Here is a 23,576-nt window from a genome sequence, read left to right as displayed (position 1 = left end):
ATACTCACTCCAATATGTAGAAAAATGTTAAGATATTTAGAATATATCATACATTTATCCTAGATTGGGGGATTGCTAGAAAAATAGGATTGATTTCCTAATAGTGCATGTACAAAAAGTTGGAATTCGACTTTTTTTCAAACTTGTTTGAAGGATTAATTTTTCAAATCTTAAATAATTTTTTTATTTCAACATATATTATTGTTGAATCTTATGAAATGGCCACTTTATAAAAAGGAGGTGTTGAGAGATGTATTACGAAACGTATCCAAATGAAATGGATCTGTTCTTTGGCGGTTTATTCGTTGTCGTTATTATTGTTGGCTTAATCCTTGCTTTAGTAGGGTACATTCTTACAGCAATTATCTATTACAATTCAGCAAAAGTGAATGGACTAGGAGACATTGCATTTTGGTCATGGATCCCTGTGTTAAATGTCTATGCCTTATTTGCCTTGGGATCAAGCAAAACATCCATTGAGGGAATTAAAAAGGACGCTTTAATGTTCACACTCATTTATTTTGGCTTACTGGTCGTTTCCTTTATTCCATTTATCGGTATATTAACATCCATCGCTATGGCAATCATCGCCATTTACTTTATGTATCGCCTATTTTATCGTTGGACGGGTGATTCAGGGAAAGCGATTTTATTTATTGTTTTAACACTCATCACAGGTAGTATCTTCTTCTATATTTATGGTTTAATTATGATGAAAAAACCGTTTGTAGCATAGTAATAGGAGACCTGGTACAGGATTGTTTGTACCAGGTTTTTGTAATTATTTTCTACTTTTGAAGTCGGTTTCGATTTCTTTTTTCCACGAGCGATTTAGTTTGCCCTCTTTTCGGTAGTTTAACACCGTTTCGCTCACTGCTTGGAAATTGACTTGTGTACCAATTTCATCTGCATGGTATTCAACTGCATTCTCTTGATCAATCCCCATTTTCGAAGCCATTCCAATTGCGTCAATGTTGGCTCCGAGGAAAATGAATTCCCATCCTACTTCTTTTTGTTGCTCAATGAGGGCTTTGATTTTTTTGTAGTTATATTCTTGGCTCGAATTTTCCATGCCATCCGTCGTAATGACAAACAGCACCTTATCCGCACACGCTTCTTTCATTGTGGCTTTCTGCGCTTTTTTGATTTTTTGAATCGTTAATCCAATTGCATCTAAAAGCGCTGTCGTACCTCCTACTTCATAGTCTTTTGTCGTTAGTGGCGCCACACCGTTTACGTGAATACAATCATGCAACAATTCGTATTCGTCGTTAAATAACACCGTCGTAATGATCGCTTCTCCCTGTGCTTCTTTTTGTTTCGAGAGCATCGCATTAAAGCCTCCAATTGTATCTGATTCTAATCCTGCCATCGAACCACTGCGATCTAAAATAAAGACTAACTCCGTACAATTTGTTTTCATAAAAAAATCCTCCATTCGATTTGTCTAAATGAAGGATACCAATTATGGGGTTTGACGTGGTCGCATGGGAGGCGACAAATTGGGGATTGGGGTTTACGAGCGGGTTTGGCTAATATTAAGTTTGTTTTGGCTAATATTAAGTTTGTTTTGGCTAATATTTCTTCAGATTTGTCTAATAATGGCCGCGATTTGGCTAATATCTCCCCAAATTTGGCTAATAATTCAGATCAAGCTCCTAGTAAAACTTGATCAAATGTAAATAATGTCTCATTAATTTTATAAATATCGAAGTTTCGCTCTTCAATAAAATACTGAATGATGAGGTCGAATTTGCTGCTATTGGATAATGTGTAGCCTGCAGTGCCAAGTAAATCAATCGTTTCATCTAAATTAAGCTCGAGTGCGATGGCAAAAGCGATAACAGTTACTTTCTTTGGAGTGTAACCTAAGTTGGTACGGATTTTAGAAAAAAGCCTCCGATCGATATTGGCCTTTTTATAAACTTCTACATCCGTCTTTCCTTTTTCATCAATTAAACGAAGAAGTCTCTCTGAAAAGGTTTCGTCTAATTGATTTAATACATCTTCTAAGGAACGTTTTTTCGGAATAATTTCCGGTGCGCTTTCGAAAATTGGCATTTCCGAATAGACTTGTTCGAATTCAAAATCCCTATTTCGGTTCTGAAAAATAAATTCTTCCTCATATCGATCATCAATATAATGTTGAATAGACTCAAAAAGTTTTTCACTTATCTGAACTGCTTTTTTATCGAAAACAACAATTGTGACATCCATTTCGTTGTTCACAAGAAATTCATTGATGGTAGAAACAGCAATATCTAATGCTTCACGTTTTGGGTAGCCATAAATCCCCGATGAAATGAGTGGGAATGCAATTGATTTGCACCCATTAGCTTTTGATAATTTTAATGCATTGGCATAACAGCGTGCTAGTAACTCAGCCTCATTCTCCCCACCACCACGCCAAATCGGACCGACTGTATGGATGATATATTTTGCATGTAACTGAAATCCTTCTGTAATCACCGCTTGACCGACCGCGCATTGCCCAATTTTATTACAAGCCACTTGCAACTGCTCAGCCCCAGCAGCACGAAAGATCACACCACATACTCCCCCACCCATTTTGAGCGCAGAATTTGCCGCATTGACAATGGCATCGGTTTTCATTTTCGTAATATCATTTCGGATAATATGTAAAGGCATGTGGACAACTCCTTTTCATCATATAAAATTATTTATAATTGATGTGACTTTGCAATTATAGAAAAATACTCCATTAGCGAGACCTTAATTACGTCAGGCTTATGGAGTACTTCTAAATCCGAGGAAATTTAATCAATCCATTCCTCTTTCAATTTCTCTAAGTTGAAGTTGTACATATTCGCGAAGACTGTTGTACTATTGTATAAGAAGACAATCGCATCAAACTCATTGTTATTAAGGTATTCGTATAATGTTCGATCCTGATTATGACGGATATCAAAAAATGTTGTTTGATAGAAATGCTGCGCTAACCAAAAGGACATCGGGTTTGCATAGGAATCTTTAATAAACAATACTTTTGCACCATCTTCTTTTGCAGGATTGATAATGTTTAATTCTCTAAAATCCTTTGTAAAGATTCCTGCATAATCAATGAAGTCCGCTTCTTTATTTAACCCACTGCCATATACACTATCCCATGGCAACTTCTCACCATCAACATAGACTTCTAAAGTGTTAAAATCAAAGTTCGTTGGCATCATTGTGCAAACTTCATCGTCCGTTTCTATTAGTTCGTATAGTTGGCGATTATAGCTTCCGATAAAGTTTTGATCATAACATTGTCTATCAAAATTCGCTTCATTAAAAGAAGGCTCTTGGAACAAATCATACTTTTCATTTAGAGAATTATAAATGATTTTATACGCTTCAAAAGCACCATCTACCGTCCAGTGATGATCTGTCTGGTAATACATATTTTTTAATTTTTCATATGAAAATTGATCTTCAAAACTTTGAGAAACATCAATTACATTAAGTGCATCTATTTTAGATAATTCGTTAAAATAATACTCTTTATGTTTAAACTCATAATTATTCGAAAGATAGGCTGGATATGGTGGTTCTAAAATTAAATAGCGATTTGGTAAGGAGAAAAGGAAAAACTCCATATTATGCTTTTGGGTATATTCAGATAGTTGCTTTACATTTTTTATTGAGAAATCAATTTGATCGTATTCTAACTCATCGGCTGGCTTCGGATAGATCCAATCATCAGCAGCAATATAATAATCTTGTATCAAGGTTTGGTTTGTTAACATTTGCCACTGAATATAGCCTTTCACCCAGCGATCCTTCCCCGCGAAATGATCCGTAAAGTACGTTTCGTATTCCTTAGTAAATGAAGCGTCTAGCATTTTTTCAACGGAGATTTCAGGCATTTTGGCAAGTGTCCGATTTTCATAAAAAGAAATATCTGCTTTTTCACTAAGCCATACATAGGCGCCGATTCCAATAATAAAACATATAAATAATAGGGTGAGTAAATAATTACTGAAGCTTTTCATGAATAGACCTCACATTTTGAACTAAAATCTGAAATAAATAAATGGATTGTACGTTGAATTAACAAGAAACATTGTAACTAATAGGATTAAGGCGAAATAAAGAATCGGTCCACCAATATAACGAATGATACCTAATGTTGTATTGCGTTTTCCATTTTCCATTTGTTGATCCATTTTTTTTGTAATCCAAGGATAGATAGGCATACTGATTAACAAACCTATAACGATTAAATATGTACTATCATATAAATAACCAATCGCCATTGAATCTGTTAGTGGCACACCTTTTAGTCCGAACATTGTTTGAATATAGTCTAAAGAGTACGTAAAGTTATCCGCTCTAAAGAATACCCACCCAATCATGACAAGAATAAGTACATATAAATGTTGGACTGGTCTCCACATTTTTTCTAACACTTTTCCGAAACCTAGTCTTTCAATACAGATAATGATTCCGTAGTAAAAGCCCCATGCCATAAAGGTCCAACTTGCACCATGCCAAAAACCAGTAGCAGTCCAAACAATCAAGAGATTTCGATAAGTTTTCCATTCCCCTTTTCGGTTCCCTCCAAGCGGAATATAAATGTAATCTCGGAACCAAGACGACAGTGAAATATGCCATCTACGCCAAAATTCCGAAACACTTCGAGCGATATATGGGTAGTTGAAGTTTTCTAAAAATTTAAATCCAAACATCTTCCCTAAACCAATGGCCATATCACTATATCCAGAAAAATCAAAGTAAATTTGAAGAGAATAGGCAATAATTCCAATCCAAACTGTCGTTACACTTAAATCACTTGTATTCGTTGCAAAAATCGTATCTGCTATTTCTCCTAAAGGATTCGCTATAATTACTTTTTTCCCCAACCCTAAAATAAATCGACGAACACCATCTGCAAAAAGCTCCACACTATGAACTCGCTTTTTTAACTCTTCAGCAACGGTTGTATATCGAACAATCGGCCCTGCAACGAGCTGTGGAAATAGTGCAATATACAAAGCTAAATCGAGTATATTCTTTTGTACCTTCGCATCATTTCGATACACATCGATTACATAACTCATCGCTTGGAAAGTAAAGAACGATATCCCAATCGGTAATGGTAGTGGCTCGTATGCAATATCTAATCCAAATAGCAAATTAATATTTTCAATCAGGAATGTACTATATTTATAGTAACCTAATATTCCTAGGTTCATTAGAACAGCAAGAGTTAAATAGAATTTTTTCAAAGAAGGATTTTGTTTTTTGCTCCCAACAAGTAAACCAAACAGATAGTTGATTATACTAGATAAAATCATTAAATAAATGTAGACAGGCTCTCCCCATGCATAGAAGAACAGACTAACAATTAATAAAAAGAGGTTTTTAAATTTTGATGGCATAGCAAAATATACAATCAAAACAATAGGTAAAAATGCAAATAAAAACACTAGATTACTAAAAACCATGGTCCACCTCGAGGTTAATATGTTGTTCAAATGAATAGAAAATTGTATAGAAGATTTAAATACATTCAATGATAACTCATATTTGCTACTTTGGAAAGAAGCGCATAAATTTCAATAAAAAAGTTAAGCTACCCTAAAGTCAGTATTCACTAACTTAAGGATAGCTCTTGTTTTACAGTCTATTTTTATATTATGCCTTACTTTTAACAAATTTAGACATCACGAGTTCTAGTGATTATTGAATATCAACTATTTCAAACCCATCTGTCTCATAGAACTCTTTTAATTTACTAAATTCAGATGGATCCATGTTCTTTTTATCTAGATATCGAATCAAAATTGATGCTACTTCTACTCTTGAAATTGCTGCATTTGGATTAAATTTATTAGAAGAACCAATCATTAATTCAGTTCCCATCATAAGTCCAATATAAGGAATATCGCTAGTTTTGATTTGATTTAAATCTGCAATTGAAAGGAATGGTGTTGTAGCACTCGCCATTTTCTCTAAAATAACACCGTAATTAGCATTACTTGAAACGAGTCCTTTTGAAAGCCATTTTGCAACTTCTGCTCTCGTCATTACTTTTGTTGGTTCAAATTTATTGTTTTTATAATCAGCTACATCGATAAAGCCCAACGCAATTCCTTCATTAATAGCATCTGTTGCCCAATTAGATTTTGCTACATCAGTGAACGAATTTTGAACACGCTCTGTACCATCAAATGCGCTCGATAACATTTGCGCTAATTCTGCTCTTGTAACATTCCCTTTAGGATTAAATTTACCATTGTATCCTACGATTAATTTCTTTTCCGCTGCCTTATTCACGTCATTATATCCCCAATGACTAGTTGGAACATCGCTAAATTTCACCTTGTTTGTAACGGCTTCAACCGCTTCCGATTGAAAAGGTAAAGTAACAGCACTAGTTGTAAAACCTAATGCTAGTGTTGCAACAAGTATATATTTACTTATACTTTTTTTGTTTTTTTTCATCAATTTTCCCTCCAACATATTAGATTCTTATTAAGTTGATTATATCAAATAATAGAGTTGATGTTTTAGACTTTATAAAAAATTATCACAAGCTGAGAAAATTTTAATCTAAAACTATAATTTTTAGAACATCATTACAACTCTTATAAGAAAACCTAGCTCAACATTAATGCTGCGCTAGGCATCTTGTAATTTTAAGAAATGGTTAACTTATTCGCCGATTGTATATGTCATTTTTTCTAAAAGCTTGTTTTTTTCATCATATGCGTAAATAGTGACTTTGTCGCCTATTTTATCGCCTATAAGAACGTATTCATATGTGTTATTTCCCACATACTTCAATGACTCGCTACTAATTTTAACATCAAGTACATCACTATCAGTAACTATTGTAAGAATGGTGATGTTTTGACTTGTAATACTTTGAACCGCTTTAAAAATCGTATCTGTTTCAACTATTTTAAATTGCATTTTCACAGAGTCCTTTAAAACTTTTCCATCTACATTTTTTACATTGGTCGTAACGATCAGTTCATAAAGTTTCCCTACTGTGTAAGGTGTATTAGGTTTTACTTTAATTGTTCTTCCACTATTAATAACATTAGTAGTCGTAGGATGAATTGATTGCCCATCCTTAACATAGATATTGGTAGAATTAACAGTCTTTGCATCTAATTTTCCGTTAAAATTGATTTCCCATACTTTATTGACATCTTCAGTAGCTTGAAATCTCCATGTTTTTGCATTTGGTGCATCAATAGGAAGGAGTAGAAACAATAGCACACTACACAATACAATCAATGCTTTTTTCATGTTTCATAACCTCCTTAATTTGTTGTTCCAACTTCTAATTCACTTGGTGAGTAGTATTTGAAAATCTCTTTTAAAAGTTTATCGTCTGTTAAAATGTCCGAAAGTGAATATAGACCATCAATTTCTTTTTTAGGTAATAAGCTATATGTCTTTTTGCCATTACCAGCTTTTCCGAATACTTCTTCTACTTTGTTATTCGATGTTAAACTTACTTTCACATCACTTTTTGCATCTACATTGGTAAATACAAATGTGTAAGAATTGTTACCTACCGCTATTAGTTTTGATTGATTCGCTTCACCAATTGAAACTGATAAAGTTCCACTATTCACAGTACCATTTGTTTTAATTTTAACGGTTGTAATATTTCCAGAGTTAGGTACAGATACATTTGTTACTTGAAGCTCTTCAAGTTTTTTCTCTGGTACTTTTACACGGATTTTTTCTAAATTATTTGTAGCGATAAAGTTGGATAAGTCTTGAAGTACATCCTGAAATGACTTGTTATTACTTATAGTTGGTACTGCAATTTTTAATTTTTGATTAAGCTCAATATCATATTTATAATTTGTTAAGACTGACTTCGAGATTTTTACTGAAATTTCTTGATCACGAACAATTGTAAACTCCTTGATTGATGGAATCGTAATAGTTAAAGAGCGATTTGAATTTGAAAGTCTAAAATTATTATTCTCTACTATTTTATCCGTAATTGTTTTCCACTCATTTTCTTGATCATTAACCGCAAAACCTTTTAATAAGGCATTTTGTATCGACTTATTAGACGTAATAGTTGGATTCCATTCTGCCCCAGAATATAAAGTTAGAGTAAATGAAGTACCATTTTTTATTTGCGATTCAGTCAATGTATATACATCACTAGCTACTGAAGAGATTGCACCTACATTAACGCTTGAAACAGGAATGTTCCTTTTTCCATTATTTATAATCCCAGATGGAACTTCTAAATTAATTGAACCACTTCCAACATAACTAACTGATGGAAGTTTAATCGTTAATTTATTCCCTTTAGCAGAAAGTATTTTACTGTCTGATGAACTATTAATTGCACTATATACTGCTGTACTTAGGGCACTGCTTCCGTTTTGTATAACTGACAAAAGTTGAGATTTTGTCAAGTTATCTTTAAAAGTAGCATTTTCTAAAGAAACAACAATTGTTTTTCCACCTTTTGAAAGTTCTGCTGCATCTAGACCATCTTTTGAATTTCCAATGTTTTTTGCTGAAACATCTAAAATGTCAAAACTAACAGATTTATTACCTGAAGATACTACAAATAGGGTATCTGGAATTGAAAGTGTAAAAGTCTGATTACCTGATAATAATTGATATGAGCTATTTCCATTTAGTTGAATCGTTACTACAGTATCACTATTTCTTGTTACTGTTACACTACTTGTAATAGAGGCTAAATTTGTTGCTAGTGTACTCTGAAGTAGTGCAGTATTATTTATCCAAGTATCATTTTTCAATGTTAATATAATCGTTTTTCCACCAGCAACAATATCAAACTCAGTAGCTTCAAGGATTGTTCCTGAAAGTGAAACTGTTTGATTGGTAACTTGTGCAATTTTGAATACTGGTTCAGAAGAGGTTGTCACAGCTATATCTGTTAATTGAGCAGGTGTATTACCTATACTAAATGTAACATTTACATCTGCATTTACCTTTACTCCATCAATTGGCGGTAGTTTAACAGTTACGACATTATCATTACTTCTTATAACTTCTGCTTTTGCATTAATCACGCTTTGAATAGTTGCATCAAGCGTTCCAAAGTTTAAACCATTTAATAATTGTTCGCGCTTTGCAGTGTTTGAAGCTATCTCGTTCTCCCATTTAGCGTTGACCAATGTCACAACAATTGTTTTTCCACCCTTAGCTAAATCAGTTTGCGACACCTCAGGCGCTACACTTCCAGAAACAATTGCTTTTGAAGTCGCTGTGATTTTAAAAGATTGTGTTACATCAGCACTTGTACTTAATAATTGATTAGGTACGTTTAACGTAATAACTTGGTCTTCAGTTAGCGTATAACCTGAAACTGTTGGAATCGGAATTGTAATTATATTAGCTGTAACACTTATTGCATTTAGATTTGCACTAGTCTTCAATGCATCCTGAACTTTTTTCCATTGTTCCTTTTGTTTTGTTGCAACAAGAGCATCAATTAATACTTTCTTTTTTTCCGGATCAAGCGGGGTAGCCCAACTTCCATCCGTTAATGTTAATGTAATGTTAGATGTTCCCCCTACAATTGCACTTTCGGACGTGTTACTAATAGTTAATCCTGTAGAAGCTCCTATAGTAAATGATTTACTAGCATTTTCATCTGCACTTTCGTATAGTAGTGGACTTCCAATTACAGTATCTATTATATAAGTAGAGGAAATATTACTCGTTGGTGGAGTAGTACCACCATCTACTGAGTCAAACGTAATAGCACCAGTATCTACTTTATTAGCAGGAATTGGGGGTAAAGTCATTCTTAATGTCCTGTTTTCATTTGCAAATGACACAAAAGTATTTGGATCGATTGATTTTAAATATTGAGTAGCCGCCCATTGAGTAGTAGGGTTAATTTTAAATTGATCTAAAATTTTATTTAACCCAGTTATTGTAATCATACCGCCTGTGTTGGTAATGTTCCATTTCGCATTCAATAAATTTAGATCAATAGTTTTTCCACCTTTTATCAGATCATCTTTTGTAGCGTTTAAAATGCTACCTCCAACTGTAACTTCTGGTTTTGCATAAATTGTGAAAGATACTGGGGTTACTTGCCCTTCCCAATTTTCAATAAGTGTAGCAGGTAGATTCATAGTGATTGTTTGATTTTTTTTAATGTTATAACTAGTATCTTTTGTCAAGGTAAGCTCAAGTGTATCAGGTGATGTAAGATTAACACCAGTTGAATTAAATATTTTTTGCAACTCGCTTTTTTCTTCTGTTACCATGCTATCTATTACTAATTGTTTTTTAGTAGCAATATCACTTGCCCATTGGTTCCCGTTTAGCTTTAGGATAACTTTTAAAGTATCTGTCGAAGCAATGTCATTAATCTTTTCTTCAGTAATTATATCTCCAATTTTCACTCCTAAATTATTATTAACCTGTTGCTCTAAGTTTACTTCTATCGTTGCTGCAGAGTTCACACTAGGCAACACAGTAAATGTTAATAATACAAGAACTAGAAATGATGAGAGTACCTTGAATAAATAATTTTGTTTGTTTTTCATTTTTTTCTCCCTTCTTGTTCAAAATAACACAATTTAAAATATAGTCATGAAGTATATGTACAAGTAAAGTAGTAACTTCTGGTTAACTTTTCACTCCTTTCTACATTAAAGTTTAATATACAATATCCTCCTATAATATCGGAAAATTATCATTAAACTTTAGTCATAATTAGTAATAACAAGAAATTTAGCTTAGTTACTTATACTTAGTTTGCTATAAATCAAAAAAAAGGAACTCATCATTATGTGAGTTCCCTTCTCAGAAAATTACTAATTCAACTTAAATTTCAAATACACACTTGTATTTAGCTTTGCACCATCTCCACTTAAAAGACCTGGTTTTACGAGCAAAGTATATGGAACTTTTGCAACATAACTGTTTACGGGAGTGATTACAATTTGTTTTCCATTAATGCTTATGTTAACTTCTACCGGGTCGCCAAACATATCGATAATTTGTATATTGGATTTATTAGAAGATGTATTGGCAATTTCTTGGTTTAAATTAATTTTCCACGCTTTATAGGCATCTGTAATAATTCGAGGTTGATCCCATTGTACCATACCAATAAATGTAAGACTTTTCATTGCCGAATATTTTGACAAAATATCACGTATCGTTGCACTATCAGAACTAGACAATAGATTTTTAGATTCATTCGTTAGGGAGTCATATAGGTTTTTCAACTGGTTTGCCTGTGATTCAAAGTTTGGACTTAACAATGTGATCGTTTTTAATAGTGCTCTCACTTGATCGAGTTCTTTTTGTTGTCCTGCAGAATCCGCGAGCACCACTTCACGATAAAGCTCTACTCCTTTATATGAAGCTACTAATTCATTATCCTCTAACTTTACGGAATCAACCGTTTTCCTTAGTATTGTCGATAGGCCAGTACCGTCTAACTTCATTTTGGAAAGAAATGCACCATCTGAATAATTACTAAAATAAAGCCACCCATTTGCATGAACAAGCTCCTGCACTCGTGTAGATGAAACTTTTTGAGATTTAAAAGGTTCTTTTGATAAATCTAATTTATATAATTGAATGTGGTTTGAATCACTTGGGAAATACAAAGTTGTCCCAACTTGTACTGGTGCTTCTATGTCGCGAAACGCCATAAAACGTTCACTTGTTGCAGCTGGGTAGCCGTTATCATCAATAATATGATCTTGAAAGATTACTTGATCCGGAATTAAGAAATATCTATAACTTATATAGTCACTACGATCTATCGAGCCATCTGCAAATGTTGGATCATTCCACGTTGTATCGAGGTGATACCAATGTCCATCAACTTTTACTAGATTCCAAGCATGTCCGATTCCTCTAGACTCGCCCGTTACGTATCTCGCTTCAATCCCTGCTTTCTGTAATAACCGATATGCTAACAATGCATAGGCCTGACAAACACCTTTTCCTTCATTTAAAATCGCATAGGCTGCGTGGGGCGTTGTGGATGAATGCATGGAATAGGTTGTATTTAGAACGATATAGTCATTAATTGCCTTTACCTTTTCAGTCACCGTCATTGATGGCGTAATAATCTCGTCTACAATTCTCTCAACCTCAGATTGTATAAAGACTTCTTGTTGTGGAGTAGTTAAATAGACAAGGTTAATCGTGATTGTGACATTATTCCCGTAGCCTCTATAACCATATTTCCAAGATGAAAGTGTACCATTTAAATAGTCATCTTTCATTCTATATTGATCTATGATTTCCCCTACTTTTTCTAAAACATTTGTTGTATTCCCTGTATATTGAATAGAAATTAATGTACTTTGTTTACTAAGTTCTTTTTCTATTACTGAAGTTAATTCTGTTAGATTGGTTGCAGATAAATTTGCAACTGTTGTAACATTTATCGGACTTATTACTGCCATAGCAGATGGATTTACGTTAATCCCTGAATTTTCACTGATCCATTGATTTTCTATCGTATTAGCCGATGTTTCAGATATTGCGACAGTCGATATGGAAACTGCCATAAACGTTGCCAATACAATCTTGCGCTTATCCATCAGAGTGCCTCCTATTTAATACTATTCTTTTAATTAGTATAGCAATTTCATAAATAGGAATCTATTAAATATTAAAAGGAGATAGTTGGGTTTGAGGCCAAATATCTCTATAAGGAATTGTCAGAAAGATTTAGTTGTTCTTATATTAAACTGTTATTATTTATATATAAGATACCAGTAAAAAACGTTGAGAATGAGGAATGAAAGGAGTGAGAAATATTGGGTGATTAAAAAAAGCCCTGCAGAGATTTTTCTCTACAGAGCTTTTTAAAATTAGAGGAAACTACGTGAACGTGGGAATCATTTCTATGTTTCAGTAAAGGAAATTTCCTATCAAACTAAGAATTATTTTACTAGTTTAAGAGTTTCAAATCCTGCACCCACACCGTCAAATCCAGAACCATCAGCTACAACATTTAGACCAGTAGATTCATTACCATTAGCATCTACAAGTACTAAGTTAACATTAATTGTACCAGTAACTAATGAGCTTAGGTTTGCAGAGGCAAATGAATAAGTGTATGCGTCTTGGCTAGCATTGATTTCAACTGTTCCAGTAACAACTACATCAGCAGTTTTTGTATCTGCATCAGAGTATACTAATTTTACACTTGCAGGAACTTCGCTGAATGCAGATTTAGCAATTGCGACTGTACCAATAGCTGGAGCAGTTATACCAATTACATTAGAAGTATAAGTGTCATCAGCAAAGATACCATTAGCAGCAGTTAAAATTGGTGCAACACCATCAACTAATACTACATTTGTAAATGGAGTAACTTCATTTCCAGTTGCATCATTATCTGTACCTGCTTGGTCTACTAAACCAACTCCTGCTTCCACAGATATAGTATATGTTTTATTTAAATCAAGAGTAGCATTTGATAATGTAATCGTAGCTTTTTTACCATCAACACCCACTGAAGCACCAGTTGTGATTGAGTTATTATCACTATTCTTAACAATATTACCATTAGCATCTTTAATAATTACACTAGCTGGAGCAAAGTTAGTAACATTCGTGCTAATTGCTTCGTCAAACTCTAATACAAATGAAGCGTCAGAAGCTAATTTTGCACTTACTAAAGTTGGTGCTTTAGTATCAACTACAACTTGGTTAAGTTTAGTGTATTTATTTAATACATTTCCAGCAAGGTCTGATACATTTGTAATTTCAACAATTGCATCTGATTTATCAGCAGTAAAGTAACCTTTTGGTAATTCAATTTTTACTACTCTTTTGCTATTTTCAAAATAAATTACTGATTCTGATGGAATTGTAACACCATCTAGTTTGTAATTTCTGTAATCAGCAGCAGATGCAGTTACATCTTCATTATAAGTTACAGTTACTACATCACCATTTACAACAACTGAAGAAACTTCAGGCTTTACTGTATCTGTTTGAGCAGATGGAGTAGTTGTAGTGAATGATTTTTTAACTTGAGCATTTTTATTATTAGCAAGGGAATTATCTGTTACTGTATCAGCAGCTAATGTTACTTCATAAGTTCCTTCAACTAATGCAGCATTAGTTGTCACAAGTACTTGAGTTAACTTGCCGTCTTTATCTGCTTGAAGAACTGCACTAGCAACAGAAAGTTTAACATTGTCTTTAAATAAAGTTGGTAAGTATTTAGCATTGTCACCAGCTGTACCTTCTAATTCTTCAGAGAAATTAATAACAAAAGTACTAGCTCCAACAATTCCTTCAATACCAGAAACAGTTGGTGCAACAACATCCTTAGAGATTGTAACTGAATGTGTAGATTTAGTTGATGCATTTTCATATAAATCTTTAACACCAGCAACTTCGACTGTTAAGTTAGCAGAAGTTTCGTTTTCACCATAAACTAATGGGTTAACAGTAAATTCAATTGATTTTTTATCCGCACTTAAAGTTCCAGCAGCACCTGTTACATTAATATTGCCTTTTAAAATTTTAACATTTGTAACATCTACGGCACTAACAGCTTCATTAAACTCAACTTTGATTGTGTTCTCACCTGATGCAGATACACTTGCAACTGGTGCAGTTGTATCAGAAGTAATTGTGAACTGTTGAGTTGCATTTGTTTTGTTACCTGATAGATCTGCTAATTCAACTACACGTAATTCGTGAGTGTTGCCAGACTCAATTTCAGCAGGTAATTCAAGTGTTACAACATTTTTTTCAATTGTAACATTACTTGGAGAAACATTATTAACACGGAAGTTCGCTGCAGCTCCTGTTACATCTTCAGAAAAAGTTACTTCTACAAATTTTGTTTTACCAGTAGAACCAGCTTTTGCAGTTACCTTTTCAATTGTAGCTTCTTGAGAATCAGCGAAAAGTACTTTTTCTACAAAAGTAGGAATTTCTTCACCGTCAACAGTTTTAATACCATCAACTTTAATTGCATATGCTTTATCTACATCTAGTTTTGAAACACGAACATTTAATGTTTTACCATCTTCAGATAGTGTGTATAATTCTGCTCCGTCTACTGCTACATTATTAATTGAAACAGATTTATTTAAAGTTTCTTTATCAATTGCTTTATTGAATTTTACTTCAACATTTGTAGGGTTAGTTGCACTTACAGAAGTTACTTCAGGTCCTACTTCTTCAGCAGTTGCATCAACAGCGCCTTTTGCCATTACAGCAAACTCAGCGTTTGTAATTGTGTCAGTTGGTGCTAATAAATTACCTTTACCGTTAATTACACCGTTTGCAACAGCAGTTTTTACAAATGGAGCTGCCCATGCTGGAACTTTTGAAGCATCAGCAAAGTTGTTAAGATCTGTTGTTCCAGTTAATCCAAATGCACTTACAAGAACTTTTGCAGCTTCTTGTCTAGTTAATTTAGCGTTAGGATTGAAGTTGCCTTTGTCATCACCTGCAAAGATTTCTGGTGAAGTTGCAACAACTGCATCGTAGAACCATTGACCTTCTTTAACATCATTGAAGTTTTCAGTTCCTGTAGCTTCCAATTTTAATAATTTTGAAAGAATTGTTGCAGCTTGTGCACGAGTTAAGCTACCAGTTGGATTAAAGTTGCCGTTATTGTCACCTTGAACAGCGCCATTATCTACTAAATAGTTAACTGCTTCTTTTGCCCAAGTTGGGATCTTTTCTGCATCGTTTAATTGAGCTGCAGATGCTACTGGTACAATTGCTGCAGCCACAAGTGCTACAGATGCTGTTGAAGCAAATAGTTTTTTCGTTTTTGACATGTAATTTACCCCCGAAGATTTTATTGAATACTATTCTATGAAAACTAATTTACTGGTTGTGAGAAATATAATATGTATTATAGTTCTCATGAATAGAAAAGTTAGAAATGTAATAAAGCTATTAAATGATACCACTTGTAACAAAGTTACTATCCCTTTGCTACGTATTTATCATATTACTAAATTTATGATAAATAAACGTAAAAAAAATGGATTATTATCAAAAATTATAGATATATAGGGAAATTTTTCATTTGTATAATTATGTAATTGAAGAAATTTTGAAGACTTACATATAGAGATTCAAATTGTAAGTTAGTCTTTTAATACTTTATAGCGTTTTTTTCTACTCTATGTAAAACAGAAGAATATACTATAATAGGAAAAATTACCTCTAAATTTAAGAAGGCTCAACATTGAGTTCTTTCTCATGCTGAGCCTTTCTTGTCTATCCGATATAATAATTTCAATTCTCCTTTACGTACCCTCTATATTTTGAGTACACCTCTTCTGCCTTTTTATTATTTTCTATTTCTATGAAGTAATTGATCAACTCTTGATAGTAAAAATCGGTATAAGCATTATGTTTAATTAACGCTTCTAAAACTTGCCCGAAGATCTCTGTTTTGTTTACTTGATTGCTATGTTCTTTAATAAATTTTTCTAGGTAAGCTCGAAATTTTTCATTTATATTTTCAGCAGTGCTCATCGACCACGGATAATCTTCATACCCGAGATATCCCTTATCTAGTAATTCTAAAATACGTGATAGATTCTTTTCGTTAAAATCATTGTTATTGATCAATTCAATTATTTTTCTATCATCTTCTACAAAATTTATATTAATCGCATAGCGTTCATTCACTAATGAAAGGGGATTGTCTATACTAAACTCCTTCAGTTGTTTGCGCAATTGATAAACTGTTGTATGTAATAACGATTTTGCTTTATCCAATGGAAGATCTGGCCAGAAATCCTCGATAATTTTTAATCGATGAATTGGTCCTCGATGGTGTAAAAGATAACTGCACAATTCTTTTACTTTTTTTGTTCTCCACTTAAGAGAAATATTTTGTTCGTTCAATAAACTAAAATTCCCAAAGAACTGAACTTTTAATCCCGTTAAGATCGGTGACGCAATCCTACTTCTTTTTTTTATTTTTTCAACCGATCGCTTTAGTCTCATTGGGTCAATTGGCTTTAACAAATAATCTACTGCATGAACTCGAAAAGCCTCAATTGCGTATTGATCATAAGCAGTTACAAATACAATATTAATTTCCTCATTTATTTCTAATATTTGTTCTGCAATTTGAATACCATTTTTTCCTGGCATTTCAATATCTAAAAAGATTACATCCAATTGCTGTCCTAAAATCGTGTTAAGTGCGGCATCAAAATTTGTAAATTTCCCTACAATCTCTACATCACCAATATCTCTTAATAAAATTTCTAGTAAATTTAATGCAAGAATTTCATCATCTATTAATAGAGCTTTTAACATTGTTTTACTCCTCTATCCCCTGAATGTTATAAGGCAATATCATCTCTACTTCAGTACCTTTCTCAGTGCTTTCAATAGAAATAGATGCACCAAGGAACTGTCTAATCCGCTTTACAATATTTAATAAACCGACTCCATTTCGTCCATCTTTTAATTTCCCTGACATAATTTTATCAATCTTTTCCTGACTCATCCCTATCCCATTATCACGAACTGTAATAATCAGCTTTTCCCCTTTTTGTTGTATGCTTAAAATTATTTTCCCTCCAGCATCCTCCGCACTCAAACCATGGCGAATAGCATTTTCCACAAGTGGCTGAATGATTAGCGGTGGGATCATACAACTCACTTCATCCTTAACATCAAGTTCAAATGTAAATCGTTCAGGGAATCTTGCTTTTTCTATTTCAATATAGGAATGTACCAGTGATAGTTCATTTTGAATCGGTATCAACTTATTTGTATTGGTAAAATCAAAACTTCCCCTTAAAAATTTGGCAAACTGTAAAATTAACGCCCTTGATTTTTCTATATCAATATAACTTAAAGAGATAATGGAAGTTAATACGTTATAGATAAAGTGTGGTTTAATTTGTGCTTGTAAAAAGGCAATTTCCATATTGGTAGCTGCCCGAGCCGATTCTTTAATTAACAATAAATTGTTGACCCTTATGTGTAATTCTTGTAGATCCACAGGCTTGTGTAAAAAATCGTTCGCGCCTGCTTGGAAGGCTGTTACCATATCTTCTGGTAAAATGGCTGCCGTCAGCATTAAAATTGGCAACTCAGTAAGCGAATATGTTTCCCTCACAATTTGACAAACCTCATATCCACTCATTTTGGGCATCATAATATCCAGGATGAGTAAATCCACGTCTCGCTCTTTCCCTAATAAAGATAAAACATCTGCTCCGTTATCCACAGCTATAATAAAGTATTTTGTTGTATCTAATGCTTCAATTAAGACCCGCAAATTCGCATGATTATCGTCGGCAATAATAATCTTTTTACCCATTGGATTACCATTTGCATATGGAAGCGATAAACTCTCAACTACTTGTGTTCGCTCATCATCGCAATCGACATGATTCGATTCTACTTCTTTTACAATTGGCAAACTAAAGCTAAAAGTTGTCCCTTCTCCAAGCTTCGAGTCGACCCAAATTTGTCCACCTTGGAGGTCTACTAAATCTTTCGTTATACTTAAACCAAGACCCATACCTTCTTGCTCATCATCCAAATGATTTCCTCTTTCGTAATTATTGAATATCGTTGGAAGTTGTTCAGACGGTATCCCGATTCCCGAATCTTTTACAGATATAATTAATTTATCATCATCCTGAATCGCTGAAATAACAATCTCGCCCTGTGTTGTATATTTAATGGCGTTATCAATTAAGTTATACAATATTTGCCTTAATCGATTTTCATCGGCAACCACATACGGCGTATCTTTTTTTATTTTATTTATTATTTTAATCTCTTTATTTAAAATGTAAGAAAACGCCTCTACCACAACAAAAACGGTTGAATATAGATCAATTTGCTTTAAATCAATTTTGAGCTCTTTTCGCTTCAACCGCGCAAGGTCCAATACGTCATTCACCAAGCTCGACAACCGTTTTGCCTGACTGATAACAAAATGAATCTTTTCCTGTTGCTTCCCATTTAAATCCTTTGCCACCGTTTGTAATATTGCAATCATGCCATGAAGCGGTGTTTTGAATTCATGGGAGGTTTTCGTTAAAAATTCATCTTTGAATTGATCAACTTCAATTAGTTTCGCTGTTAATTCCTCGTTTTTACGATATGTATCAGTAAAACGATGAGCCATAAATAAAGACAACATCATCAGGTAAATAAATGGGAAAATCGGTGGCAAACTATCAATTTTTGTATTCCCAATCACATTTAACGTCCCAACGATACAGTAGATAATGAGTGTGAGTGATCCTAATAATAAATACATCCCACCGACTGTTTTATTACGAATGGCTTTGATTTGAATATAGAAAATATACAAAATCGCAACAAATAAATAAATTGAATACACATTTTGAAGATGCGAGCTGATTTTTAAAGGTAGTAGCACAGAGCAAGATAAAAGTACGCCGATCACTATAAGAATTTTCACGATGCTTTTATTCGAGTACTCCTTTAACGTGCTATGAAAATAGGCAACTAAAAAAAGCGCAATTAAATTGGAAGTTCCTTGAATTTTGGAAAACAATTCGTAGGGTATCCCTGGAAGTATTATATCTAACACTTTTTCACCATGCGTTGACGTGTAAAGAGCCATTGAAAAACAAAAAAGAGCTAAGAATAATAAACTGCGCTCTCTTGGAAAATGCAGATAAAAACCAAAAAAGTATATTCCCACAGCAAACAAGGCTGCAATCATCACCCAGTCATAGGCTAAGGCAGCAGTTCGAATATTAAGAATACTTTCGTCATCTCCAAGGTAAAGCGAACTAACAATCCCACCACCTGAGGCATAATCAAAATTTGCCACATGTACGATGATTTCTAGCTCATCGTCTTCTGGTTGAAATAATGCAGTATATGGGGTATTGCGTTGAGAATAGGTTGTGGTTTCGGCTGGTGCACCACTTCCTCCAACTTTCTCCCCATTAACATAGAGACTATTAGACATTCTAATATTTCCAGTCTTCAGTCCTAAAATCGATTCACCTTTTGGTAGTTTGACCACCATTCGATATGTGGCCTTATTATATTTTGGAACGCTTTCTCCATTTACAGCATACTTTGTCCATAGCGAAGGGACACCCACTAAAGTAGAGCTTCCCTGGTTATTAAAATAATCCGAATTCACCAATTGTCCCGAAACAAACTCCCATTCCCCATCGAGTGCAATGGGTCCTACTTGCTCTAAGTCAATCCCAGTTAAATCTAAAATCCCATTTTGTACAGCTGGTAGTTTCGCAGGATCATGAGCAGAAAGAATCATAATTAGGAGTAGTGCAATTAAAACAGGAACAGAAATATATGCGATTAGTTTCCTTTTCATAAATACCTCATAGTTTATTATCATTTAATAGTATGAAAGTATTATAGCAATGAAATAGGATTTGTCCTATATATATTTAATGGTTTATTTTAGAAGTTGATTTACGGGCTTACGTGCGACTTCTGTTGGAAAAGCTTCGATTAAAATAATAAACCCCCACAAAAGTAGAAATTTCCACTTTTATGAGGGTTGATGGTAATAAATCAATTATTTTAAAACTTCATGACCATTTTGATTCATTGTGAATGTGTGTTCTCTTGCTGCTTCTTCAATTTCTTCAAAAGCCCAATATGATGGTGAAACATCTTTGAAGCTTGGTGTCTCCACTCCAGTTAATGGACCACGTTTAAATAAGCGATTCAATACCTTCACTGCTTCTGCTCTTGTTAATTTTTGATTTGGTTTAAACGTTTGATCGTTGTACCCAATCATAATATCCGTCGTTTTTAAGAAATCAATTGCTTCTTTTGCCCAATGATTGTTTGATATATCTTTATAGTTTGCTGAACCAAAATCCTCTAATGTAGAACAATCTTTATATACGCTACTGTCTTTTGCGCATTCTTGTTGCATCCAACGATAAGCAATGGAAGCCATTTGTGCTCTCGTGACAAACCCTTTTGGATCAAATTGTTCAGAACCTACTCCAGACATAATTCCTGCATTTGTTGTTTCAAGTATGTCATTGTATGCCCAATTCTTTTGGTTTACATCTTTGAATAATAATGAGTTATTCGTTTCGTTCCCCACTAAGTTACGAGCTAACATAGCGGCCATTTGTGAACGTGTGATGAATGCGTCCGTTCGGAAAGTCCCATCTTCAAAACCGTAAATATATGGTTTATGCGTATTCGAACCATCCTTATCCAAACCATTAAAATACTCGTCTAAGTTATCCATCTTCACAATTGTAAACGTACTAAATTTCTCAATTGTGAATTTCAACCCTTGTACGCCTTCTTTATATTCAACTGGGACAGGTCTTACTAAAACTCGATCCCCATCACTATGTTCAATAAAGATACCTAGGTTATTTAAATACTCTTCACGTTCTTTCGGATCTTCTGGTAATGCGACACCTTGTAATGGAAGGATTAAGTCTACCTTTCTACTTGTCAGGTTCGTTTCAATTGTCATTGGACGGCCCACTACTTCGATTGAACCATCGCCAAGTGCTTCTTTCACAACTTCCTCTTTCTTTGCCCGCTCTTCCACTTGTTGGCGCTCTTCTTCCTTTTTAATTGGAACAAGACGGAAATATAAATCATCCGTATAATCACTTAATGACGCTTTTGGTATAGAAATTGTCACATTATCCGTGTAAATTTCAAGATTTAAATTTCCACTTTTTAACTCTGACAGTGCTGACTTTGGCACCTCAACCTTTGTCTCGGATACGATGTCTTTTGCATCTGGAATCATAATACGTGCAGTATCATTTTTTGATTCCTTCGCTTTTAGTACTGTCTCTTTTGCAATAGTATCAGGCATTGTCACAAAATCTTTTACACTACCGTTAGTTTCTGTTGTACGTTGGATAGGTGTTTTATTTAATAGTTCACCATTTTCACCATCTACGTCTACTGTGATAATTTCTGTGCTACTGCCATTTCCAGTTGTCGGTGATGGATTAGAATCTGGTGTTGATTCTGGGACCGGTGTTGGTGCGGGTGCCGGAACTGGTGTCGGCCCAGAATCTGGTGTTGGTGCCGGAACCGGCGTTGGCGTATCCTCTCCATCATTATTTCCCCCTGGTGTTGGAGGGGGTGGCGTCGTTCCATTGCCTGAACATGACTGTTCTGCAGGTATTTCTGACATAGTCCATCTTAAAACTGGATAAACTCCATTTTGATCACATTGTAAATACCAAACGTTATCAAAATCCCAATTTTCAAACGTACTTTTACTGATATCAGTTGTTGGAGTAATGGGTGTTCCATAATACCTTTCTCCAGCCTCTATTTTAGAGTTAGTAACATCCCAATAAGAAGAAATAATAAAACGGGAAGACAAGACCTCTTCAAACGCTCCTCCTAACAAGCCACCTGCAACTTCTATATTTCCATTTGCAGGTATTTTGACTTCAGCAATAGAATAACTGTTTATAATTTTAGTTCCACTACCTATTTTGCCAGCAAATCCACCAATAGAACCATTTCCAAATAATGTCTCCACTTTTCCTGTAGCATAAGAGTTCATAATAGGTCGATTTATACTACTTCCAGCAAACCCACCAACTCGGGATATTCCTTTTACGTTTGCATCACTAAATGATTCCGTGATACGCCCATCATTTATCCCAGTAAGCCCACCTGTATTACCACACTGGTCAAAAAAGTGATCATCTGAAATCGTACACTCTTTACCAATTACATCGGCACTACTCCACGAGCGAGTCAGTAAACTATATCCATTTCTACCTAGCAAACCACCAGTATTATAGATACCTTTTATCACACCGGTTACTGAAGCATAATGAGTACTTCCTAAAGAGATAAAACCAGCTAACCCTCCGACCTCTCTATTACCATTTATATCTACATTTCTTAATTTAATATTTTTTAGCATAACTTTTTGGGTTTTGTAATCAAAATCACGTGATTCATCAAATTGATATTGCCAATTATAGTCATATACAAACCCAAATAAACCAATATAATCTTCATCTGGGCGATTGATTTTTAAATTTTTGATTTCATAGTTGTTCCCATCAAAAGTTCCTGTAAAGTATGTTGAACTACTTTCAGGATTACCAATAGGGATCCAACCTTTACCATTGTTATACCCCGGACCACCTTCACTTAAGAAACTTTCTAGGTCGATATCTTGGCCAAGTTTATAATTCTTATTTAGGCCTTCTCTTATTTTATCTAAATCCTCAGGTGTACAAATAATAATAGGATTGTCGATTGTTAACCCATCCCCGCCCCCTGAAACACATGAGCCTTCACTTGGAGGATTATTAGTAACTGAGTCATTCGCAATTTCCGTGCTATTTGGTTGATTTTCTACCTCATTAAGCTGTGTTGTTATTGGGATTTGATAAGGGTTTTCTTGAGTTCCATCTCCTTCGGCAAAAGCTTCATGACTTGAACCAATTACTGTATAAAACGGCTGAACAATCAGCAAAAAAACTATTGATATAATAATCCACTTTTTTCTATTCATTTTGACCTCCATATATGTTTATTTCAAATTTACTGTAGTTTCAATGATTAATTTTAAATACTTTATATTTCTACTACCTTTAGTAATTTGTATATTCTGTGTTGTAAAATAACTT

Annotated in this window: 13 protein-coding genes; 1 reads left to right on the top strand and 12 read right to left on the bottom strand. The window is 34.0% G+C overall.

What is annotated here, in order from left to right; translation table 11 throughout:
• Positions 1-250 precede the first annotated feature (250 nt).
• Positions 251-736, top strand: coding sequence for a hypothetical protein (locus tag EK386_RS14790; RefSeq protein WP_126659956.1), 486 nt, complete (start codon positions 251-253; stop codon positions 734-736).
• 45 nt (positions 737-781) lie between these two features.
• Here EK386_RS14790 and EK386_RS14785 read toward each other — a convergent pair whose 3' ends face one another.
• From EK386_RS14785 to EK386_RS20600, 12 genes are all read right to left on the bottom strand, one after another.
• Complete coding sequence (locus EK386_RS14785) at positions 782-1,423, bottom strand: vWA domain-containing protein (protein WP_126659955.1); 642 nt, start codon at positions 1,421-1,423, stop codon at positions 782-784.
• 227 nt (positions 1,424-1,650) lie between these two features.
• The gene (locus tag EK386_RS14780; RefSeq protein ID WP_126659954.1) at positions 1,651-2,649 is read right to left on the bottom strand and encodes a macro domain-containing protein; all 999 of its coding nucleotides are present in this window, start codon (positions 2,647-2,649) and stop codon (positions 1,651-1,653) included.
• 128 nt (positions 2,650-2,777) lie between these two features.
• Entirely contained in the window at positions 2,778-3,995 is a 1,218-nt protein-coding gene (locus EK386_RS14775) for a DHHW family protein (protein ID WP_126659953.1), read from the bottom strand.
• Positions 3,996-4,016: 21 nt separating this feature from the next.
• Positions 4,017-5,450: an MBOAT family O-acyltransferase gene (locus EK386_RS14770; RefSeq protein WP_126659952.1), complete on the bottom strand. Its 1,434-nt coding sequence runs from the start codon at positions 5,448-5,450 to the stop codon at positions 4,017-4,019.
• A gap of 235 nt (positions 5,451-5,685) precedes the next feature.
• Positions 5,686-6,450 (bottom strand): S-layer homology domain-containing protein, encoded by a 765-nt coding sequence (locus tag EK386_RS14765; RefSeq protein WP_158674440.1) that lies wholly within the window; start codon positions 6,448-6,450, stop codon positions 5,686-5,688.
• A gap of 210 nt (positions 6,451-6,660) precedes the next feature.
• The gene (locus tag EK386_RS14760; RefSeq protein WP_126659950.1) at positions 6,661-7,263 is read right to left on the bottom strand and encodes an Ig-like domain-containing domain; all 603 of its coding nucleotides are present in this window, start codon (positions 7,261-7,263) and stop codon (positions 6,661-6,663) included.
• 14 nt (positions 7,264-7,277) lie between these two features.
• A complete protein-coding gene (locus EK386_RS14755; RefSeq protein ID WP_126659949.1) occupies positions 7,278-10,523 on the bottom strand; it encodes a hypothetical protein in 3,246 nt (1,081 codons plus the stop codon).
• A 270-nt stretch (positions 10,524-10,793) separates the two neighbouring features.
• Positions 10,794-12,545, bottom strand: coding sequence for a transglutaminase domain-containing protein (locus tag EK386_RS14750; protein WP_126659948.1), 1,752 nt, complete (start codon positions 12,543-12,545; stop codon positions 10,794-10,796).
• 345 nt (positions 12,546-12,890) lie between these two features.
• Positions 12,891-15,761 carry an S-layer homology domain-containing protein gene (locus EK386_RS14745; protein ID WP_126659947.1) on the bottom strand — a complete coding sequence of 957 codons (2,871 nt, stop codon included), beginning with the start codon at positions 15,759-15,761 and terminating at the stop codon, positions 12,891-12,893.
• A 466-nt stretch (positions 15,762-16,227) separates the two neighbouring features.
• Positions 16,228-17,265, bottom strand: coding sequence for a response regulator (locus tag EK386_RS14740; protein ID WP_126659946.1), 1,038 nt, complete (start codon positions 17,263-17,265; stop codon positions 16,228-16,230).
• 4 nt (positions 17,266-17,269) lie between these two features.
• Positions 17,270-20,293 (bottom strand): ATP-binding protein, encoded by a 3,024-nt coding sequence (locus EK386_RS14735; protein ID WP_246027685.1) that lies wholly within the window; start codon positions 20,291-20,293, stop codon positions 17,270-17,272.
• A 207-nt stretch (positions 20,294-20,500) separates the two neighbouring features.
• Positions 20,501-23,461, bottom strand: a complete 2,961-nt coding sequence (locus tag EK386_RS20600) for an S-layer homology domain-containing protein (protein WP_126659945.1) — start codon at positions 23,459-23,461, stop codon at positions 20,501-20,503.
• Positions 23,462-23,576 lie beyond the last annotated feature (115 nt).

Source organism: Lysinibacillus antri (assembly GCF_003977595.1).
GTDB classification, from domain to species: domain Bacteria; phylum Bacillota; class Bacilli; order Bacillales_A; family Planococcaceae; genus Ureibacillus; species Ureibacillus antri.
The sequence above is the reverse complement of the archived record's forward strand: the minus strand, read 5'-3'. Positions and strand labels throughout refer to the sequence as shown.

Bases quoted from the DNA above. Each gene is read 5' to 3' on its own strand.
- EK386_RS14735 (WP_246027685.1), bottom strand. From the start codon at position 20,293: ATGAAAAGGAAACTAATCGCATATATTTCTGTTCCTGTTTTAATTGCA.
- EK386_RS14775 (WP_126659953.1), bottom strand. From the start codon at position 3,995: ATGAAAAGCTTCAGTAATTATTTACTCACCCTATTATTTATATGTTTT.
- EK386_RS14785 (WP_126659955.1), bottom strand. From the start codon at position 1,423: ATGAAAACAAATTGTACGGAGTTAGTCTTTATTTTAGATCGCAGTGGT.
- EK386_RS14745 (WP_126659947.1), bottom strand. From the start codon at position 15,761: ATGTCAAAAACGAAAAAACTATTTGCTTCAACAGCATCTGTAGCACTT.
- EK386_RS14770 (WP_126659952.1), bottom strand. From the start codon at position 5,450: ATGGTTTTTAGTAATCTAGTGTTTTTATTTGCATTTTTACCTATTGTT.
- EK386_RS14780 (WP_126659954.1), bottom strand. From the start codon at position 2,649: ATGCCTTTACATATTATCCGAAATGATATTACGAAAATGAAAACCGAT.
- EK386_RS14750 (WP_126659948.1), bottom strand. From the start codon at position 12,545: ATGGATAAGCGCAAGATTGTATTGGCAACGTTTATGGCAGTTTCCATA.
- EK386_RS14740 (WP_126659946.1), bottom strand. From the start codon at position 17,265: ATGTTAAAAGCTCTATTAATAGATGATGAAATTCTTGCATTAAATTTA.
- EK386_RS14790 (WP_126659956.1), top strand. From the start codon at position 251: ATGTATTACGAAACGTATCCAAATGAAATGGATCTGTTCTTTGGCGGT.
- EK386_RS20600 (WP_126659945.1), bottom strand. From the start codon at position 23,461: ATGAATAGAAAAAAGTGGATTATTATATCAATAGTTTTTTTGCTGATT.
- EK386_RS14760 (WP_126659950.1), bottom strand. From the start codon at position 7,263: ATGAAAAAAGCATTGATTGTATTGTGTAGTGTGCTATTGTTTCTACTC.
- EK386_RS14755 (WP_126659949.1), bottom strand. From the start codon at position 10,523: ATGAAAAACAAACAAAATTATTTATTCAAGGTACTCTCATCATTTCTA.
- EK386_RS14765 (WP_158674440.1), bottom strand. From the start codon at position 6,450: ATGAAAAAAAACAAAAAAAGTATAAGTAAATATATACTTGTTGCAACA.